Origin of the sequence: Bacillus sp. N5-665 (assembly GCF_022637375.2) — a bacterium.
Taxonomy (GTDB): domain Bacteria; phylum Bacillota; class Bacilli; order Bacillales; family Bacillaceae_G; genus Bacillus_A; species Bacillus_A wiedmannii.
Window position 1 is genome coordinate 2,011,709 of sequence record NZ_CP093325.1, and the last position, 18,464, is coordinate 2,030,172.

The 18,464-nt window shown below is 34.4% G+C and carries 16 protein-coding genes and 2 pseudogenes; 16 read left to right on the plus strand and 2 right to left on the minus strand.

The features are described from left to right. Positions 1-101: 101 nt before the first annotated feature. The 6 genes from hcp to MNO09_RS12865 all read left to right on the plus strand — a co-directional run bounded on the left by hcp (position 102) and on the right by MNO09_RS12865 (position 5,041). On the plus strand, positions 102-1,388 hold the full coding sequence (gene hcp / locus MNO09_RS12840; RefSeq protein WP_000458868.1) for a hydroxylamine reductase: 1,287 nt from the start codon (positions 102-104) through the stop codon (positions 1,386-1,388). Positions 1,389-1,659: 271 nt separating this feature from the next. Further along, entirely contained in the window at positions 1,660-2,082 is a 423-nt protein-coding gene (locus tag MNO09_RS12845; protein WP_000549333.1) for a bleomycin resistance protein, read from the plus strand. A 554-nt stretch (positions 2,083-2,636) separates the two neighbouring features. Then, complete coding sequence (locus MNO09_RS12850; protein ID WP_000429486.1) at positions 2,637-2,957, plus strand: PadR family transcriptional regulator; 321 nt, start codon at positions 2,637-2,639, stop codon at positions 2,955-2,957. 75 nt (positions 2,958-3,032) lie between these two features. Continuing rightward, complete coding sequence (locus tag MNO09_RS12855) at positions 3,033-3,374, plus strand: DUF1048 domain-containing protein (RefSeq protein WP_000891990.1); 342 nt, start codon at positions 3,033-3,035, stop codon at positions 3,372-3,374. A gap of 155 nt (positions 3,375-3,529) precedes the next feature. Then, positions 3,530-4,291: an ABC transporter ATP-binding protein gene (locus MNO09_RS12860; protein ID WP_000063327.1), complete on the plus strand. Its 762-nt coding sequence runs from the start codon at positions 3,530-3,532 to the stop codon at positions 4,289-4,291. Further along, a complete protein-coding gene (locus MNO09_RS12865) occupies positions 4,292-5,041 on the plus strand; it encodes an ABC transporter permease (RefSeq protein WP_000837804.1) in 750 nt (249 codons plus the stop codon). Between the two features lie 106 nt (positions 5,042-5,147). On the opposite strand, the gene MNO09_RS12870 is transcribed toward MNO09_RS12865, so the two are convergent. Then, the gene (locus tag MNO09_RS12870; RefSeq protein ID WP_000755070.1) at positions 5,148-6,110 is read right to left on the minus strand and encodes a helix-turn-helix transcriptional regulator; all 963 of its coding nucleotides are present in this window, start codon (positions 6,108-6,110) and stop codon (positions 5,148-5,150) included. Between the two features lie 110 nt (positions 6,111-6,220). Here MNO09_RS12870 and MNO09_RS12875 point away from each other — a divergent pair, with 110 nt between their 5' ends. The 3 genes and pseudogenes from MNO09_RS12875 to MNO09_RS12885 all read left to right on the plus strand — a co-directional run bounded on the left by MNO09_RS12875 (position 6,221) and on the right by MNO09_RS12885 (position 7,889). Next, complete coding sequence (locus tag MNO09_RS12875) at positions 6,221-6,700, plus strand: GyrI-like domain-containing protein (protein WP_000801028.1); 480 nt, start codon at positions 6,221-6,223, stop codon at positions 6,698-6,700. A gap of 146 nt (positions 6,701-6,846) precedes the next feature. Continuing rightward, positions 6,847-7,104: a DUF3963 domain-containing protein gene (locus tag MNO09_RS12880; protein ID WP_070168983.1), complete on the plus strand. Its 258-nt coding sequence runs from the start codon at positions 6,847-6,849 to the stop codon at positions 7,102-7,104. Positions 7,105-7,256: 152 nt separating this feature from the next. Further along, positions 7,257-7,889, plus strand: a pseudogene (locus MNO09_RS12885) (LysE family translocator). Between the two features lie 298 nt (positions 7,890-8,187). Here the strand turns inward: MNO09_RS12885 and MNO09_RS12890 are convergent. Next, entirely contained in the window at positions 8,188-8,778 is a 591-nt protein-coding gene (locus MNO09_RS12890) for a TetR/AcrR family transcriptional regulator (protein ID WP_000169654.1), read from the minus strand. Between the two features lie 751 nt (positions 8,779-9,529). Here MNO09_RS12890 and MNO09_RS12895 point away from each other — a divergent pair. The 7 genes and pseudogenes from MNO09_RS12895 to MNO09_RS12925 all read left to right on the plus strand — a co-directional run bounded on the left by MNO09_RS12895 (position 9,530) and on the right by MNO09_RS12925 (position 18,131). Beyond that, positions 9,530-10,111: a CPBP family intramembrane glutamic endopeptidase gene (locus MNO09_RS12895; RefSeq protein ID WP_240515201.1), complete on the plus strand. Its 582-nt coding sequence runs from the start codon at positions 9,530-9,532 to the stop codon at positions 10,109-10,111. A 76-nt stretch (positions 10,112-10,187) separates the two neighbouring features. Then, positions 10,188-10,415 (plus strand): annotated as a pseudogene (locus tag MNO09_RS12900) (glycosyltransferase family 2 protein); the annotation flags it as partial. 633 nt (positions 10,416-11,048) lie between these two features. Next, positions 11,049-11,771, plus strand: coding sequence for an RNA polymerase sigma factor SigI (gene sigI / locus MNO09_RS12905; RefSeq protein WP_002096407.1), 723 nt, complete (start codon positions 11,049-11,051; stop codon positions 11,769-11,771). Next, complete coding sequence (locus MNO09_RS12910) at positions 11,761-13,071, plus strand: anti-sigma factor domain-containing protein (protein WP_078183041.1); 1,311 nt, start codon at positions 11,761-11,763, stop codon at positions 13,069-13,071. The genes sigI and MNO09_RS12910 overlap by 11 nt, the downstream gene beginning before the upstream one ends. Positions 13,072-13,275: 204 nt before the next feature. After that, positions 13,276-16,623 (plus strand): trifunctional glycoside hydrolase family 18/polysaccharide deacetylase/glycosyltransferase family 2 protein, encoded by a 3,348-nt coding sequence (locus tag MNO09_RS12915; protein WP_000414279.1) that lies wholly within the window; start codon positions 13,276-13,278, stop codon positions 16,621-16,623. A 243-nt stretch (positions 16,624-16,866) separates the two neighbouring features. Continuing rightward, complete coding sequence (locus tag MNO09_RS12920; RefSeq protein ID WP_000646593.1) at positions 16,867-17,142, plus strand: ArsR/SmtB family transcription factor; 276 nt, start codon at positions 16,867-16,869, stop codon at positions 17,140-17,142. Between the two features lie 314 nt (positions 17,143-17,456). After that, a complete protein-coding gene (locus tag MNO09_RS12925; RefSeq protein ID WP_000955693.1) occupies positions 17,457-18,131 on the plus strand; it encodes a hypothetical protein in 675 nt (224 codons plus the stop codon). Positions 18,132-18,464 lie beyond the last annotated feature (333 nt).

Genomic DNA, 18,464 nt, shown 5'->3' on the forward strand with positions numbered 1-18,464 from the left:
CACAAATTTATAATAAGTATTGTGATTGATATCACATCCTTTTTTCCCAATGGATATTATGCTTGATTTGTAAGGAATGATTGGGAGAGGGTGGGATGATCATGTTTTGTTATCAATGTGAACAAACGCCAACAGGCGGATGTAAAGTAATAGGTGTTTGCGGTAAAAATGAAACAATAGCAAGTTTACAGGATACGATTGTGTTTGGGTTAAAAGGAATTGCTGCTTATCGTACGCATGCTGCTCAGCTAGGGTATACTGATGCATTTGTAGATGCTACGACGCAAGAAGCATTGTATATGACATTAACCAATTCTAACTTTAATGAACAAGAACATATTGATATGGCTATGAAAGTTGGGAAATCGGCTTTACGAGTAATGGAGTTGTTAGATGAGGCACATACGAATCATTTTGGTGTTCCAGAGCCTGTTCAAATTACGCAAAACCATGTAGAAGGTAAAGCAATTGTAGTTACTGGTCATAATTTATTTGCGTTAGAAGAATTATTAAAACAAACAGAAGGAAAAGAAATTAATATTTATACGCATTCTGAAATGTTACCAGCACACGGTTATCCGCAGCTGAAAAAATATAAACATTTAAAAGGAAACATTGGTAAGGCATGGTATGATCAACGACGTCTTTTTGAAAAATTTACAGGTGCTATATTAGCGACAACGAACTGTGTTATGCCAATTAAAGGGTCATACTCTGATCGATTCTTTTCATATGATATTGCCGGTTTAGAGGGTGTACAAAAAATTGAAAATGACGATTTTGCACCGTTGATTGAAAAAGCGCTAGAACTTCCAGAAGTACATATGGAGTCGGATGAACAGTTAGTAACAGGGTTTCATCATAATACAGTATTATCATTAGCTCCGGAAATTATTAATGCAGTAAAGGAAGGAAAGATTAAGCGTTTCTTTGTCATTGCAGGTTGTGATGCTCCGGGAAAAGGCGGAGAATATTATCGTGAATTAGCAACGTCGCTTCCGCCAGAAACAGTTATTTTAACAACTTCTTGCGGGAAATTCCGCTTTAATGATGTGAGTTATGGTGTTGTGCCTGGTACAGAGATTCCGCGTTACATTGACTTAGGACAATGTAATAATTCAATTTCTACAGTGAAAATAGCAGCCGCTTTAGCAGATGCTTTCCAATGTGAAGTGAACGAATTACCAGTTAGTATTGTTCTATCATGGTTTGAACAAAAAGCGGTTGCCATTTTACTTGGGCTATTTAGTCTTGGTATTCAAGATATTCGCATCGGTCCAAAGGCGCCTGAATTTATTTCACCTGGCGTGCTTGATGTATTACAAGAAACATTCGGTTTGAAACTAATTACAAATGCAGCGGAAGATATGGAAATGATGTTATCGTAACAAAAGGATGATCTGTCTTATTAAGAAGAAGAGCTAGCCTATAGCGCCCCAAAACAAAAATGTAGAATTTTTGTTTTGGGGTATTTTCTTTTCTTAGCGGGATAGGTATGTGGCGAAATTTCTTCAAAAAGAAAATCGGCTGTATCTAATGTGTAGAGATAATAAAGTTGTTTACTTCTTATAGGACTAACGAAGTAGTGTAATGGAAGAAGTATTTATAGTAAGTGTTATAATTTAATAATCAATAACGTAAGCAAAGGAGGAAGCATTTTTGCACAAACTCAATGCATTAATACCAGAGCTATCAGTTTCAGATATTGAGCAAAGTTTAAATTTCTATTCGGAAATTCTACTGTTTAAAATTGAATATCAAAGACCAGAGGATAAGTTTGCTTTACTGTCTTTAAATGAATGCCAGATTATGATTGAAGAAGTAAATGGTCATTGGAGTACTGGGGAGTTATCTTATCCCTACGGAAGAGGAATTAATTTTCAAATTATCATAAATGATATTGATCCACTATATGATAGTTTGAAAAAGAACGAGTATCCAATTAAATTTGATATTCAAGAGAATTGGTATAGAGCTGATACTAAATTAAAGGGACAAAAAGAATTTTTAATTATAGACCCTGATGGTTATCTATTAAGATTTGTTCAAAACTTAGGTGAAAAAGATGTTGAGGCAGATTAAGCTATGTAAGACAAGATGAAAATTTAGTAAATGGAGCAAGCTACTTTTTTCAATAAGGGGCATTAGTTGAAGAAAAATTAACCAACTTTATTGTCACTGAACATCTAATAGGCAATAGTTGATTTTAGAAAAATATAAAAATCGAGTTGACATTTACAACTACTAAGTCATACAATGTAGAGGTAATAGGTGATACAGAGTAGTGTTGTTTCTCAAAATGTTTTCAGTAAACGATAGGTAATAGCGGATTTTAGAAAAAATTTGAAAATCAGTTGACATCTATAGCTACTTAGTCATACAATGTAGTTGTAATAGGTGATACAGAGTAGTGTTGTTTCTTGAAATATTTTCAGTAAACGATAGGTAATAGCGGATTTTAGAAAAAATTTGAAAATCAGTTGACATCTATAGCTACTTAGTCATACAATGTAGTTGTAATAAGTAATACTGAATAGTGTAGTTGTACTCAAAAGCTATTCAGTAAAAATTCGCCTTAGTACTCTGTGATACTGAATATAAGTCAGACAGAATAGGGGGTAAAGGAGGATCAGGACATGGAAAATTTAACTGAAATGCTAAAAGGTTCACTGGAAGGGTGTGTGTTGGAAATCATTAGCCGCCGAGAAACGTATGGCTATGAGATTACCCGCCACCTGAATGATCTTGGGTTTACCGAAGTTGTGGAAGGGACGGTTTATACTATCCTCGTACGATTAGAAAAGAAAAAGCTTGTGAATATTGAAAAGAAGCCATCAGATATGGGGCCGCCTCGTAAGTTTTATTCATTAAATGAGGATGGCCGTCAGGAGCTTGAACTGTTTTGGAAAAAATGGGATTTTGTATCTTCAAAAATTAACGTCTTGAAGTCAAACTAGCCTCATAATATAAAATGTTCCGGCTCATATTTGGAGAGTTTCTTGTTCTGCTTTATAAAAAAGGAGGAAAATAAGATGTTGGAAATGTTTAAAAAATTAATCGGTGATAAAAAAGAGTACAAAATGATGATGGCACGTGTTGGAGCACTACCGGAAGATTATCAGTTTGTGTTTAAGAAAATTCAAAACTACATGTGGAATTTCTCAGCGGGTAATGGGATGGATATGTTGCACATACAGTATGAATTAATCGATTTGTTTGAAGCTGGTGCAGCGGAAGGCAGACAAGTGCTTGACATTACTGGGGAGGACGTAGCATCCTTTGCTGATGAACTAGTGGCAAACGCTAAAACGTATGTCTCTAAGTATCGTGAAGATTTGAATGAAAGTATTATGAAGAAATTGAGAAAAAAATAAATGCAATTAGTAATACCGACTGATTAGCTGGTTACAAATGTGAATTGCCGCCATCGCTATTCAGTTATATTTTTAAATCACTACTAAGTAATACAGAATATCAGTGATACTAAATAGAGGTTATAGGTAACCTATTTTAATAAGGGGGAAAAAGTATGAGCAATGCAGCAATTTCTGTAAAAGGGTTAAAAAAATCTTTTAAAGATAAAGAAGTCTTAAAGGGAGTGGATTTTGAGGTGCAGCGTGGCGAAATTTTCGCGCTGCTAGGCTCAAATGGAGCGGGAAAGACGACAACGGTCAACATCCTTTCAACGTTAATGAAACAAGATGATGGTGAAGTGAGTATTTGCGGATTTGATATCCAGCGTCAATCAGATCATGTTCGTCAAAGCATCAGTTTGACAGGACAGTTCGCAGCTTTAGACGGCATGCTTACTGGAAGGGAAAACTTGATAATGATTGCTAAGTTACGTGGTGTTTCCAATCCCACTCAAGTTGCTGATAATCTACTCGCAAGATTTAGCCTGACTGATGCGGCCAAGCAGAGGGCAGACCAGTATTCAGGCGGGATGAAGCGCCGACTTGATATCGCGATGAGTTTGATTGGGGCGCCAGCAGTTATTTTTCTAGACGAACCAACGACTGGACTTGATCCGGAAGCGCGGATCGAAGTGTGGGATACAGTCAAGGAACTTGCCGGCAGCGGCACAACGATCTTACTTACGACTCAGTACTTGGAGGAAGCAGAACAACTGGCAGACCGTATCGCTATTTTGCATGGTGGAACAATTATTACGACAGGTACTCTTACTGAACTGAAAGAGATGTTCCCGCCAGCAAAAGTAGAGTATATCGAGAAGCAGCCGACGTTGGAAGAAATTTTTCTTGCGATTATCGGTAAAAAGGAGGAGATGTAAATGAAAAGCAAAACAGGGGTATTACTAGGGCGCTTAATGCGTAATATTATGCGTAGTCCAGATACAATTATTACTGTAGCGATTACACCGATTATGATGATGTTATTGTTTGTTTACGTATTTGGCGGGGCTATAAAGACTGGAACAGATAACTACGTTAATTATTTATTGCCGGGAATTTTGTTAATGGCTATCGCATCCGGTGTGGCTTACACTTCTGTACGATTATTTACGGATGTAAAGAGTGGGCTGATGGCACGTTTCATTACGATGCCTATTAAGCGCTCATCAATATTGTGGGCTCACGTTTTAACTTCTCTTGTTGCTAATGTGCTTACTATCGTGGTGGTTATACTTGTTGCGCTCTTAATGGGCTTTCGTTCTAGTGCAAATATGCTAGATTGGCTTGCGGTAGCGGGAATACTGGGGATGTTTACGTTAGCGCTAACATGGCTAGCTATCATTCCAGGGCTGAAAGCGAAGTCTATGGAAGGGGCGACAGCGTACTCGTACCCACTCGTTTTTCTTCCATTTATTAGTTCAGCCTTCGTACCTACAGAAACGATGCCTAAAATTGTTCGTGCGTTCGCTGAGAATCAGCCTGTAACTTCAATCGTGAATGCGATTCGCGCCCTATTATATGAAGGGACAGTTGGCAACGATATTTGGACTGCACTCGCTTGGTGCGTAGGTATCATGATCATCTCTTACTTTTTCGCTAGTAAAGCATTTAAACGTCAGTTAGGGTAAGTGAATTAAGTCATCCGAAATTATATATATTTTTGAAAAAGCACGGGAGGTTTTCCGTGCTTTTATTATTTGCTGTGCACTCATGGTAGAAAATACAGATTATCGCTCATGGGCAATATAAGGAGATTCGTCCTTGTAAAACTTCTAATACTTCTTCAGGCATTTCCCTGATTGTAATATCTTTCCCTAGGAAAAGTAGCCAATTTGTTATCTCTGTCACTTCATCGGAATTGTTAACATCGATAAATGTTTTTAAAATGGCTGTGGATTGGTAAGGGTTTGTATAGGAAATTGAAATTTTTAAAGGATGGTATTTTTTGTACTGGGCAATCGCTTTTGGACCAAGTTCAAGTACAAGGTTAATTGCTTCGTCCTTCTTATTGAGTTTTTCTAAAATCTGTTTCTTATTTAACCTCTTTTTCGTCGTGTACGGTTCGATATTGATGAGGTCATCGACAGGAAACAGCAGTTTCTTTTCTTCTTTTAAGTCAAACCCTTCAATGATCCAATGGCTTTTTTCTTGATAAAGGTGTAATAGATAAATTGGGTAAGACTTGATTTCCTCTTCTTCTTTGACGGTAATCAATAAATGTCTATCCAAAAGAAGGATTTTGATGAGTTTTTCTAACATAGGGTGGGGGAGGTCAGAAAGCTCAAGTAGATCGGGATTATAAGGGTTAGTCCCTTCAAAAAGCAAGAGTTGATTTAAAAGAACGAGGTCATCTTGCTGGGTTTCTGAGATGAGTCCTAGTAGTTTTTCGGCTAAAGATTGGCGACTCTTTAGATAGGGAAGTTGTTGATTTCTTGTAGCCATAAAGGCAATAAAAAGAGCTTTGACTTCATTGTCAGTAAAGCGAACAACGGGCAGGATAGAATTATGCATGACAAAATATCCACCAGTTCTTCCAACTTCAGCGACAAGTGGCATGCCCATAGCTTCAATTTCTCTTATGTCTCTAATAGCTGTCGATCGTGATATGTTAAACTCTCGTATGATTTCAGTAATTGTAAAGTGGGAGCGATTGTTGATATACCGCATAATTGTATTAATCCGTTCAACTTTTTTCATTTGAGTCTCCTAAACAGTATCATTTTTTGACATGATTTAAAGTTATTATAAACTCATCAGATGAAAAGATAAATCGTTTGATTCATTTTAAAAAAAGGAAGGTATTGAATATGAAAAATTATACGATAGAAGAAAAAGATAGCTTTATTGTGTTAGGTATTGGAACTGAAATTAAGAGTGACTATACAGACTTTGCTGGAATAAATAAAGAAAAGGAAGACTTTTGGTCGGCTGTTAAAGAAGATGGAAGGCTGGATACTTTAAAGGCTCTAGCTACAAACGAATACATTTTTTCTGTGAGCGAAGCGGTGAATAATAAGATGATGTATTATGCTGGTGTCATGACAGAAGCACAAATAGAAGAAGAATCTAGAGTGATCCAGTTTCCGAAGGGAGAATACTTAGTAGTGAAAGGGGAAGACAAAACGGCTGAAGAGCTAAGTAATAAGCTGACTGGCATCGCCTTCGGTCAAGCTTTACAAGAAGCAAAGGATTTTGCTTATGTTGGTGGGCCAAATACAACGGTTGAGATGGGGCAAAGAAACGGCTTAGTATTTGGTGAAATGTGGATTCCAGTTGTTAGGAAGTAAAGTGATAAAAGGTACGAATATGGAAAGTAGAGGCTAACAATATTGAATTGTTGGCCTTTTTGACATAAATAAATTATTCATATGCTACTACACATTATGTTCTGATAAAATGGAATAAAAGGAAATTAATGTAAGGTGGTGGCGATTTGAATAAAAAAAGGATATTTGAGCTATTCATAGTAGCGTTTGTTTTTCTATTCCTTCATGTAAGCACATATACCAATGAAAAATTTAACGATAAATTGGGTTCCTTTACTTTCGTTGTTCTATTTCTTATGGTTTATATTTACGCTGTATTTATAGAACGGTATTTTGATGATATACAAAAGTGGGTTCGAAATATCACAATTTGTTTTACTTTGTTAGTAGTTGCTGTAGTGTCACTATGGATAGGTTATTTTTAAATCTTTACTTAAGAGAATGAGAAGTATGTGATTACCATACATTCGATCCGATCATATTACTTAGCTGTATCGGCTTATATTAATCTTTTCTCTCCTTAATCATGATAAAATGTACAATAGGAAATTTTATGTAGCATAAAGGGGGAAGGTTTATGGTTAGCTTTAGTACTTTGTTAGCCTTTGCAATTGTTTCACTTAGCATGGTTTGTTCACCTGGGCCTAATATGATTTATCTCATTTCTCGTTCCATTACGCAAGGGCGTATGGCAGGATTTATTTCTCTTTTGGGTATTATGCTTGGATTTGTGATTTATATAATCGCAACAATGTTCGGACTTACAGTGCTATTCCTTGCAGTACCCGCTGTCTACGAAGCAGTCAAATGGGCAGGAGCTGCTTACTTGCTCTGGCTCGCCTGGAATTCGATAAAACCGGGTGCTACTTCTATTATGGAACCTCGTACTATTTCTAATGAGCCACCACGGAAATTATTTTTGATGGGGCTTATGACTAATCTTCTAAATCCAAAGATTGCTATTTTGTATGTGTCACTGTTACCCCAATTTGAAGATCCTGAGAAGGGATAGTTGCTTCTACAAGGTGCAGTTTTAGGCCTTATGAAAATCACTGTTAGTTTTATAGTCAACCTTCTAATTGTGCTTACAGCAAGTAAAATTGCTACATGGTTTGGCACACGCCCAACGTGGCTGAGAGTGCAGCGTGGGCTTATGGCAAGTGTCTTAACAGGACTTGCTGTACGTCTTGCTTTTGAACGTCGACAGTAGGAGTATCTAAAAATTTGAAGATCTATTTTTATTTTAGGGGTAGGATAAAAGAGAGGTATGTGAAAAATATACAATGATAAATAAAATTCCTACTTACAAGCGATGAGTCAGTTTTTATGTAAATATATGAATAAGTTATGTGAAAAACAGATTGGTTGTATGCCTAATATACAACGTCTAAAAAGCTCCCTTTGCTAAAAATTATTCACCCCTCTCATAAATAGAAGATCATTTTTATGAGAGGGGTCCATTCAATTTAAGTCTATAAAAATTGAATGGAAGCAATGCAAGTTCTCACTTATTTAGAATAAGAGAAAAGATGATGTTTTATTTGTTCAATAAAATACTGATGGTGTATATTATCGTTAGATACTCGACTTGCCATAATAGCGCCCTCCATTGAAGATGCAAGAAAAGAAGCGAGCGATATAATGTCCATATCTTCTTTAAGTTCTTGTTTCTCTATTCCTTCTTTTATGAGAGAAGCCATTAACATTACTGTATCATCATAACCCTTTGCTGCTGCTTTTTGTAATTCTGGGAATACTCCAGTACTTTCAATTGCGCTATTAAGCAATGGACAGCCTCCAGCGATAGGGGGGTTATTAGCTGCATCTTGATATACAAGGAAAATTGCAAGGATTTTATCGATTGCTGTCTTTTTATTTTCCATTGCTTTATGAAAATGCCCCCACATAATCTCACCACTTTTGTCGTAGGCAGCAAGGACAATTTCTTCTTTATTTTTGAATCTACGATAAATAGCTCCTTTAGATAGTTCAGTAGCTGTCATTATATCCTGGATGGATGTGTAAGTTATCCCATTAGTATTAAATAAATATAAAGATGTTTCAATAATCTTTTCTTTTACCTTATCAACTTTAGTCATGCTTTGTAGTCCTCCTAATAAAAACGAGCTTAATATTCCAGGTAATGTTTATCCTCTATTTTTTGTAAGTATAAATAAGTGTGAAGCAAAAATATATTATCAATCCCTATCTTATGGAAACCTCAAACAATACAGTTTGAACAGAGGTTAATCAAATTGTATTATTTATATTTTTTAAATGAATTTTCTGTCAAAAATAACATGATCAATTGTTTAATTTAGTCATGTTAGACAACCAATTTTACCTAAAATCGTAGAAGATGTAAAAATATATAGTTAATTTTAGTGCATAGACATATGAGTATTATATATAATCTTTATCAATATGTTTAGCTAAAGTGTTTGAACTACTCCCACTTTCATTTCTTATATTATAATATCTCTCGCAGTTCTTGTGGGTAAAAGCCTGATTACTTCATTTTATAAAAGAGGAATCGTTAATAATTAATGAGTACTGGAATTTGATTGTAAATAAGAAAACGAGTTAAAAATATATTTGCTTTTTTCTATTTTTTTAATCATTTGTAAAAAGGGTTTAAAAAAATAGAAACTTATAGTATCATTAGATTCCGGACCGGACCGTTCGGTCCGTTGACTTGTATGAATATATTTGGAAGGAGAACCTTATGCAGAAAGAAAAATCAAAGATTGTAGGTAATTTAATTAGGGGGATAATAAAGTGAACTTTATAAACAAGAATAAAAAAGAACTTATTATGTTAGTAATTTTAACACTGTTCTTACCATTTTAAATTGGTTTGTTCATATTATTTGGCATATCACTTTTAACTAACAACAATTTAGTTGAATCAGAATTTGCTCTTGGTGCCATCGGTTTTACTGTACCTGCTATTGTTGGAATAATTTTATTTAAGAACGAAATTATTGAGAGTTTTGCATATTTTAAAGAGAAGACAATTTTGAAAGTAGTAAGTGTTCCTCTGTTGGTTCTACTTATGGTAATTATAGAACAGGCTGTTATGCGTTTTCTAGCAACTGTTCAGCCAGAGAACCAAGACCAGCTCCTTGAAGCAGGTGCGGGGGCACCTCTTATATTCACATTGCTTGTATTTGGTATTCTGGGGCCAATGCTTGAAGAAATTGTGTTTCGTCATATATTAATAAATCGTTTTTCGAATTATATTGGTACTGCTATTGCATCTATCATTTCGATTCTAATCTTTACATTCCTTCATACGAACCAGCTTTCGGATTATTCCATTTATTTACCAGGCGCGGTGATACTTACTATTGCTTATCTGATTTCTAAAAGATCCCTTGCATATGTTATGGCGATACATGTGTTAAACAATTGCCTTAGTTTCATTCTGTAAGAAATTAGCCTTGCTTCTGTTACAGAGTTAAAAAAATAGAGACAGATATTTATCTAATAAAATAGAGGGAAATATTATGGCTGAAACAAACGAATCTTTAGGAAGCGATTTACAAAAGGATGTGAAGTTTTCTGTTATAATCCCTACACATAATGAAGAAAAGTACATTAGAAAATGTTTGGATTCAATTACAAAGGTATCAGAGGCATATAAAAAGCAAACGGAAGTTATAGTTGTTTTAAATCGTTGCACAGATAAAACAGAGGAAATAGCAAAATCATATAAGTGTATTACATTAAAAAATTAACATAAAAACGTATCTAAAAAGAAATGATTAAAAATATGTAGATAAGATATATTATGATAATCAAAAAAGATAACAATAGAGAAAATCGGCAGGAAATAGTGAGAACAGCAGATATTCTTATATATAATGAGAACCCAACTTAATTTAATAGATATTATAAGAAAACCATTGATTAGCCTTTTTTCAAATCAATGGTTTTTATTTTTGAAATAAATATATATTTTTATAAAAAATATTTTTTGACCCCCATAAAACTTTGTATTCCTTCGAATATGTATAGTGAAGAAAAATGATTATGAAAGAATATTGAAGTGTTAATAAAATTACTAGATTAAGTGGGTATCCGAAATAAAAGGATTAAATTACCAATGATATAGAGAAGCGTTATTTAAAGATTGCAGATAAAATAGAAAAAGAACAAGCAAAACAATATAAGAAATGAAAATGCAGACTTAGTTTTTGTATAAATAGAACAGAATAATCATTAAGAAAACGGTGAGAAAAGTCGTTCTCGAAAAATATGAGCAACAGTAAGAAGACAAGCTCAAAGAAAAATACTAACAAAATGTGGTTAAATGGTCACTTGTTTAGTGACCATTTTGCTATGTGAAGGAGGCTGGGAGATTACAAGTGTTGAGTTTAGTAATGAAAATCTTAAGAAAACCAAAAATAGAAGATATCGTATGTAACATACAAAACAACGGAGAAGATAAGGAAGCTTTTATCGTACAGTATCAGCCGTTTATTAGAAAATCAATCTCGTCTGTTTGCCGTAGATATATTACAGAACAGGATGATGAATATAGTATTGGATTGTTTGCGTTTAACGAAGCAATTGAACAATATTCATATAAAAAAGGGAAATCTTTTCTAGCGTTTGCTGATCTTCTTATAAAAAGAGATGTAATTGACTATATACGCAAGGAGTCTAAGCATAACCTTGTCTTTTTAAAAGAAGATGAGCAAGAGGAAATGTTAGAAATGCAAGTATCGCTTACGGAGTATATGAAAGAGATGGAAAATAGTAACCGTAAGGAGGAAATTCTTCATTTTCAAAGTGTGTTAGCGGAGTTTAAAATCACATTTTCAGAGCTGGCTAAAGAATCTCCTAAGCATCGTGATACGCGTGAGCACTTAATAGAAATTGTGAAGATTATTATAAAAGAAGAGGAAATGATGGAAGAGTTGTTCCGAAAGAAAAAATTACCGCTTAAACATATTGAACCGCGTGTTAGAGTAAGCCGTAAAACGTTGGAACGACATAGAAAATACATTATTGCAATGTGTATTATCTTTGCAAACAACTATACATATATTCTTGATTACATAAGAGGGGAGAAGCATGATGAATAAAGGAATTGTGATGGATATAAAAAAGCATAACGTAGTTGTTTTAACTCCAAATGGAGAGTTTATTACGTGTAAAAGAAAAGGGGATTCTTGCATGATTGGAGAGGAAATCTCGTTTGAAGAACAAGAACAAAGAGCATCGCGTTTTTCAATCCCTTATTTCTTAAAGCCGGCATCATTACTTGTTGCTTGTTTTCTATGTGCGCTGTTATTTTTCTACAGCCAACCGGAAGAAAAAGTATTTGCTTACGTCTCAGTTGATATAAATCCAAGTTTAGAGGCGAGCGTAACGAAGGATCTTCGCGTTATAGATTTGCAAGCTTGTAATGATGATGGAAGGCGTATTTTAAAAGAATTGAAGCAATGGGAAAATAAACAATTGCAAGACGTAATACGTACGATTATAAAGCAAAGTCAAGAGGATAAGTATTTAACGAATGATAAGCAAGTTATGCTAACGGCTGTTGCAAAGGATAAGTCACTAGCACCACAGTTGGTAAAGGAAATGAAAGAATTAAAGAAAGAATATGAGCTAAAACATATTACAGTCGAATATCAAAGTAGCACGATGCAAGTACGAGAGGATGCTAGAAAAGCTGGAATTGGCACAGGAGTCTATATAAAGCAAGAGAATGAGAAGAACAAATCGCTTACTCCACCTGTCACGCCGTCTAATCCGGTGGAAAACGAAGAAGAGGTGCAATCGCAGCCGGAGTCATCTCCTGATGCATCACCAGATTTGTCTCCTGTAAAAGAAAAAAAATATGAGAAGCCAGAACAGCAAGAACAAAAGAAAACAGAGGAACAGCCATCTAGGAAAATAAAAGAAAATAATGGACAACAGCAAGGAAACAACGGAAGAGGACCTCAACAAGGGAATAACGGAAATGAGCAAGGAAACAACGGAAGAGGACCTCAACAAGGAAATAATGGAAATGAGCAAGGAAACAACGGAAGAGGACCTCAACAAGGGAATAACGGAAATGAGCAAGGAAACAACGGAAGAGGACCTCAACAAGGAAATAATGGGAATGAGCAAGGAAACAATGGAAGAGGACCTCAACAAGGAAATAATGGAAATGAGCAAGGAAACAACGGAAGAGGATCTCAACAAGGGAATAATGGGAATGAGCAAGGGAACAACGGTAGAGGATCTCAACAAGGGAATAATGGGAATGAGCAAGGGAACAACGGTAGAGGGTCCCAGAAAGAAAATAATGGGAACGAGCAAGGAAACAATGGAAGAGGATCTCAACAAGAGAATAGGGGCCACCAACAAGGAAATGAAAAGAAGAATCAATAGAATATGGAAGTGAGAGATTCAATCCAAAGCTAAAAGGAGTTATCTCGCTATTGTGAGCAGTAAAAACTCCCATCTCAAAATTTGGCTGAGGCAAAGAAGTTTGATGGGAGTTGGGCTGCTTATAAATGTTCGATTGATGAGGCTGATTAAAGTAGCACTTTATTATTCTACAGTTCTATTAAGAAGGAGTATGTGAAAAATATAATGGAGAAAAACATTCAACAAGAGAAAGATAAAGCAAAACCTGTTTTTTATGATCCGAAAGGAAGGAGAAACATAGCTTTTATTTGGTTTCTATGTATCTCAATAGTTAGCGTAAGTATTGTATTTTATTTTTTCTTTCAAAGTATTTTTTCAACACCAGAAATTCCAAATATGAATACCGCTGTACAACAAGATAATAAACTTGTACCAATTAATCAAAAACTTAGTGATCAGCAGTTAAAGAAGGAAGAATTTAAACCAAATACAGAAACGAAGGATAACAAAAATTTGGTGAATTTGTCGAAGGATAGTAAACAACGTAAAGAAGTGTATGGTTTTTATGTAAACTGGGATGAAAATAGTACAACGTCTTTAAAAGAAAATATCAATTCATTAACCACGTTAGTACCAGAATGGTATCATTTAAAAGAAGATTTAACGATTAGAAGTGAGATAAAACCTGAGATTGTAAAACTAGCAAAAAAAAATCATGTGAAAATTATGCCGTTACTTACTAACTATACAGAAAAAGCTTCTGGCCCTGATAGTGATCTTATCCATAAGTTACTGAATTCGCCGAATGATGTGAAGACGAAATTTATTAATGATTTAGTAAGCGAAGTTAAAAAGAGCCAGTTTTCAGGTATTAATATTGACTTTGAGGCCGTACCTGAAAGTGATAGAGAAAACTTAACAAATTTCATGAAAGAAATTACTACGGTCTTTCATAAACATGATTTGCTCGTTACACAAGATGTTCCAGCTAATGATAAGGCTTTTGATTATGGTGCATTAGCAAAAGTAATAGATCGAATGATTGTAATGATGTACGATGAGCATTATGGAGCGGGGGAACCAGGCCCAATTGCTTCAAATAAATGGTTTCAACATACATTAAAAGAACTGAATATTCCGTCTAATAAACTTGTAGTTGCTTTCGGTAACTATGGATATGATTGGGAAGTAAATAGTAAAAAACCTGCGAAGTCTTTAACTTTTTCAGAAGTTATGACAATGGCACATGATTCCAATATGAAAATTCAATGGGATAACATGAGTGGAAATCCATATTTTAGATATAAAACAGGAGAGAAAGAACATACTGCTTGGTTCTTAGACAGTGTTACTCTCTATAATCAAGTGAAAATCGCAATGGAAAACAATGCAAAGGGGTTTGCACTATGGAGATTAGGAGCAGAAGACCCTACAATATGGAAAGTTTTAAAAAATCCGATTGAGGCCCAAAAAAATCTTGATGCATTACATAAAATTACTAGTTTAGATGAAGTGAATTATGCTGGCCAAGGTGAAATTTTACAGATTGAGAATGAAAGAAAAAATGGGTTGAGAGATTTCAAAGTAGGAAAAGATGGGTATCTTACAGATGAAGTATATGAATCCTTACCATCGGCATACGAAGTGCAACGACATGGAAAACCAAATGGGAAACAAGTAGTATTAACATTTGATGATGGGCCAGATCCGAAATATACACCGGAAATTTTAGATATATTAAAAGAGAATAAAATAAACGCTGCTTTTTTTGTACTTGGTGAAAACGCGCAACTACATCCTAATATTGTGCAAAGAATATACGAAGAAGGGCATGAAATTGGCAATCATACTTTCAAGCATCCTAACGTCGCTGATACGTCTTTACTACGAACAAAAGTAGAGCTTAATACGACGCAACGTTTAATTCAGGAAATAACTGGACATTCTACTGTTTTATTTAGACCACCATATGAAGCCGATGCTAACCCAGATTCATCAAATGAAATATTGCCTATTTTGCGTGCACAAAATATGAACTATACAATGGTGGGGGAAGAAGTTGACCCTGAAGACTGGGCAACACCATCAACAAATGAATTAGTAAAGCGTACTCTTACTCCCATTTATAAGGGAGAGGGACATGTTATTCTTCTCCATGATGCGGGAGGGAATCGTACCCATACGGTAGAAGCGCTTCCCATTATTATTAAAGAACTTAAAAAAAACGGATATAGTTTTGTAACAATTTCAGATTTAATGAATAAAGAACGAGATGAAATTATGCCTCCTGTTTCTTCTGAGGGTGAGCAATATTTACTTTACAATAAAGCTGTCTTTTCAGGGGCGGGATACTTTAAACATATATTAACAACTATTTTTTATATTGCTATTGGATTAGGTATTTTTCGATTCTTATTCTTAATTTATTTTGCATGGAAGCAGAAAAGAAAAACGCTATCTCGCTATATTAATGCGTCCTATCAACCTTTTGTTAGTGTTGTCATAGCAGCATATAATGAAGAAAAGGTGATAGCTAAGACAATTCGCTCAATTTTGGATAGTAAGTATGGAGAATTTGAAGTTATTGTTGTGGATGACGGATCGACAGATGGTACGTCAAAAGTAATGCAAGAAACATTTTATAAACACCCTAAAGTTCGTTTCATTCAGAAAGAAAACGGCGGGAAATCATCGGCAATGAACCTAGCGTTTCAACAATCGCGAGGAGAGATCATTGTCACTTTAGATGCGGATACTATTATTGCGCAAGACGCTATTTCTCTCATGATTAGACACTTTGAAGATCAGAATGTAGCGGCAGTTTCAGGTAATGTCAAAGTGGGGAATAGACGAAACTTGTTAACTACTTGGCAACATGTTGAGTATATTACAGGGTTTAATTTAGAACGTAGAGCTTTTGATGAGTTAAATTGTATTACAGTAGTTCCAGGAGCTATTGGGGCATGGCGTAAAAAGAATGTAGTTGAATCTGGATATTTAAGTGAGGATACGTTAGCAGAAGATACGGATCTTACTATTACATTTTTACGTCAAGGATATAAAATTGTATATGAAGAAAAGGCCTATGCTTTTACGGAATCACCTGAAGATGTGAAAAGTCTCATTAAACAGCGATATCGTTGGTCATATGGTACACTCCAATGTCTTTGGAAACATCGAAAAGCAGTGTTTCATACAAAACATAAAACGTTAGGATTTATTGCATTGCCTAACATGTGGTTATTCCAATATGTTCTGCAATTCATTGCTCCTTTAGCAGATATATTAATGATTATGGGGCTGTTTAGTAGCAATCCGCTAAAAGTGTTAGGGTTTTACCTTGTATTCTTTTTATTGGACCTTCTCGCGTCTCTCTTTGCATTTAAATTAGAGGAAGAGAATCCGAAACCACTAGCATGGTTAATTTTACAACGCTTTATTTATCGTCAATTTATGACTTATGTTGTCATTAAATCTATATTCTCATCTATTCGAGGAGTAGCGGTAGGATGGAATAAATTAAAGAGAATGGGGAGTGTTCAGCATTCCACGGAGCATAAGGAGGCATCTTAAGAGGGCGGGTTACCTGCTCTCTTTTTTCATTGGTTTTAGTAAGTAATATGTAATATAAAGCCTTCGCTTCCATAACGAAATTCCTAATCATTACTGATAGTGAGACATTATGTTAAGATACTCCTTTAGTTTCGGGAAAAAGTTTTTTTATCTTTTTTTAAAATGACGGACATAAAATCATATATACCTTCGAATTATATATATGGATATCAATAATATTTATATAAAAGGGGAGTAAGAAATATGAAAGCAAATAAAGAAATGTACGTAGAAATCACTGAAGTGTTAAAGGTATTGGCACATCCTGTCCGTTTATCTTTAGTAGAAATAATGCTTACAAAAGGCCCTACTAACGTAACAACAATGTATGAAACATTACAAATGCCTCAAAGTACAATTAGTCAACATTTATCTAAACTAAAAGCTACTAAAATGGTTACAGGTACTCGGAAAGGATTAGAAATTTATTATGAAGTAACGGATAGTCGTACAAAGGCAATTTTATCAAGTTTGTTGTAACGCTGACTGTCTAGACTTCAAAATTAAGAAGAGGATACGAAAGCAATTCTATGGAGAGAATTTTTAAGGTTTTTACACAAGTGAAGATCTGAAGCAAAGTCCCTTAATAAATAAAATAGTTGTTTGAATATATGGTATAAAATAGAATTTTTATACCATATTTCTTATATATGTAATAGAAGGAAGAATGTTTTGATTTCAATCTATACGCTATCTTTATAATTATTAATTACCTTAAACGTTTGAGAAAATAATAATAGGTTTGGAGTAAAAGTAAGTCCATCCAAGCTTAATTCCTAAGTGGAAAAATCAACATGCTCACTATAAAAATAATCATAGCTAAAATCCCCTGCACCCTCGGTTTTTTAAAATTACTTGTTACCTCATTTAACATTGAATTAATCCATTTTGTTGACCCAGCATTAATGTATCAGGTTACATCAAATGAAAAATTCCAAGAATCAGATGCTCAATATAAAGTTAAAGAGCAAATAGAATGGATTGCTCAATGTAATGTTGATGCTATCCTTATTACTTGTACAAATTATATTGCAATTTTACATGAAGACCAACTTTCAATATCAGTGCCAATCATTAAAATTGATGTACCGTTCTTTGATTACATATGCAATATACAGCAACCTCAGACAATTATTTTTACAAATCCTGCAACTGTTGAAGGTACAGTAGAACGCCTTAAACATCATGCTAATAGCCGTCAAAAATCTTTAGATTTAGAGGTTATTGTCATAAATAGTGTTTTTGAATTGATAATGAAAGGACTAAAAGAAGAATACAACCAAGAAATTACAAAGTTCTTAAATCAAATCATTAAAGATGAAAAGAAAGTTATCTCTGTTGCTCAATTATCTATGGTTGATGCAACTAAGCAAGTTGAGCATAAAACAGCTAAGACTATTATTAATCCATTGAATACATTAGTATCTTATATTGTAAATAAATTAAAATTAGAGAAGAAAAATCAGTGATAAACTGTTGTGTTCTTCTTTAGCTAAAGGGTTCAATTGTTGAGTGGCAGAGAAAGGAAATAATCAAAAATCCTCTTTTGAAAATTTGGGAACTTGAACAAATTGGATTAATAAAATAGCATCCTTATTTAAGTAGTAAGGATAAAATAATCATTTGCAATTTAAAAAAAGACGTATGATTAATTTAGAGTTTTTATTATACCGCCCCCTAATTTTCTATGCCTAATTGAAATTAGGGGGTTTTTTAGGTAATCCTAACTTATTTAATTTATATTCTAAAAGAAGTACCACAAAAATCAAAGAAGAATTTGCGAGATTACTTTTAAAATCAGT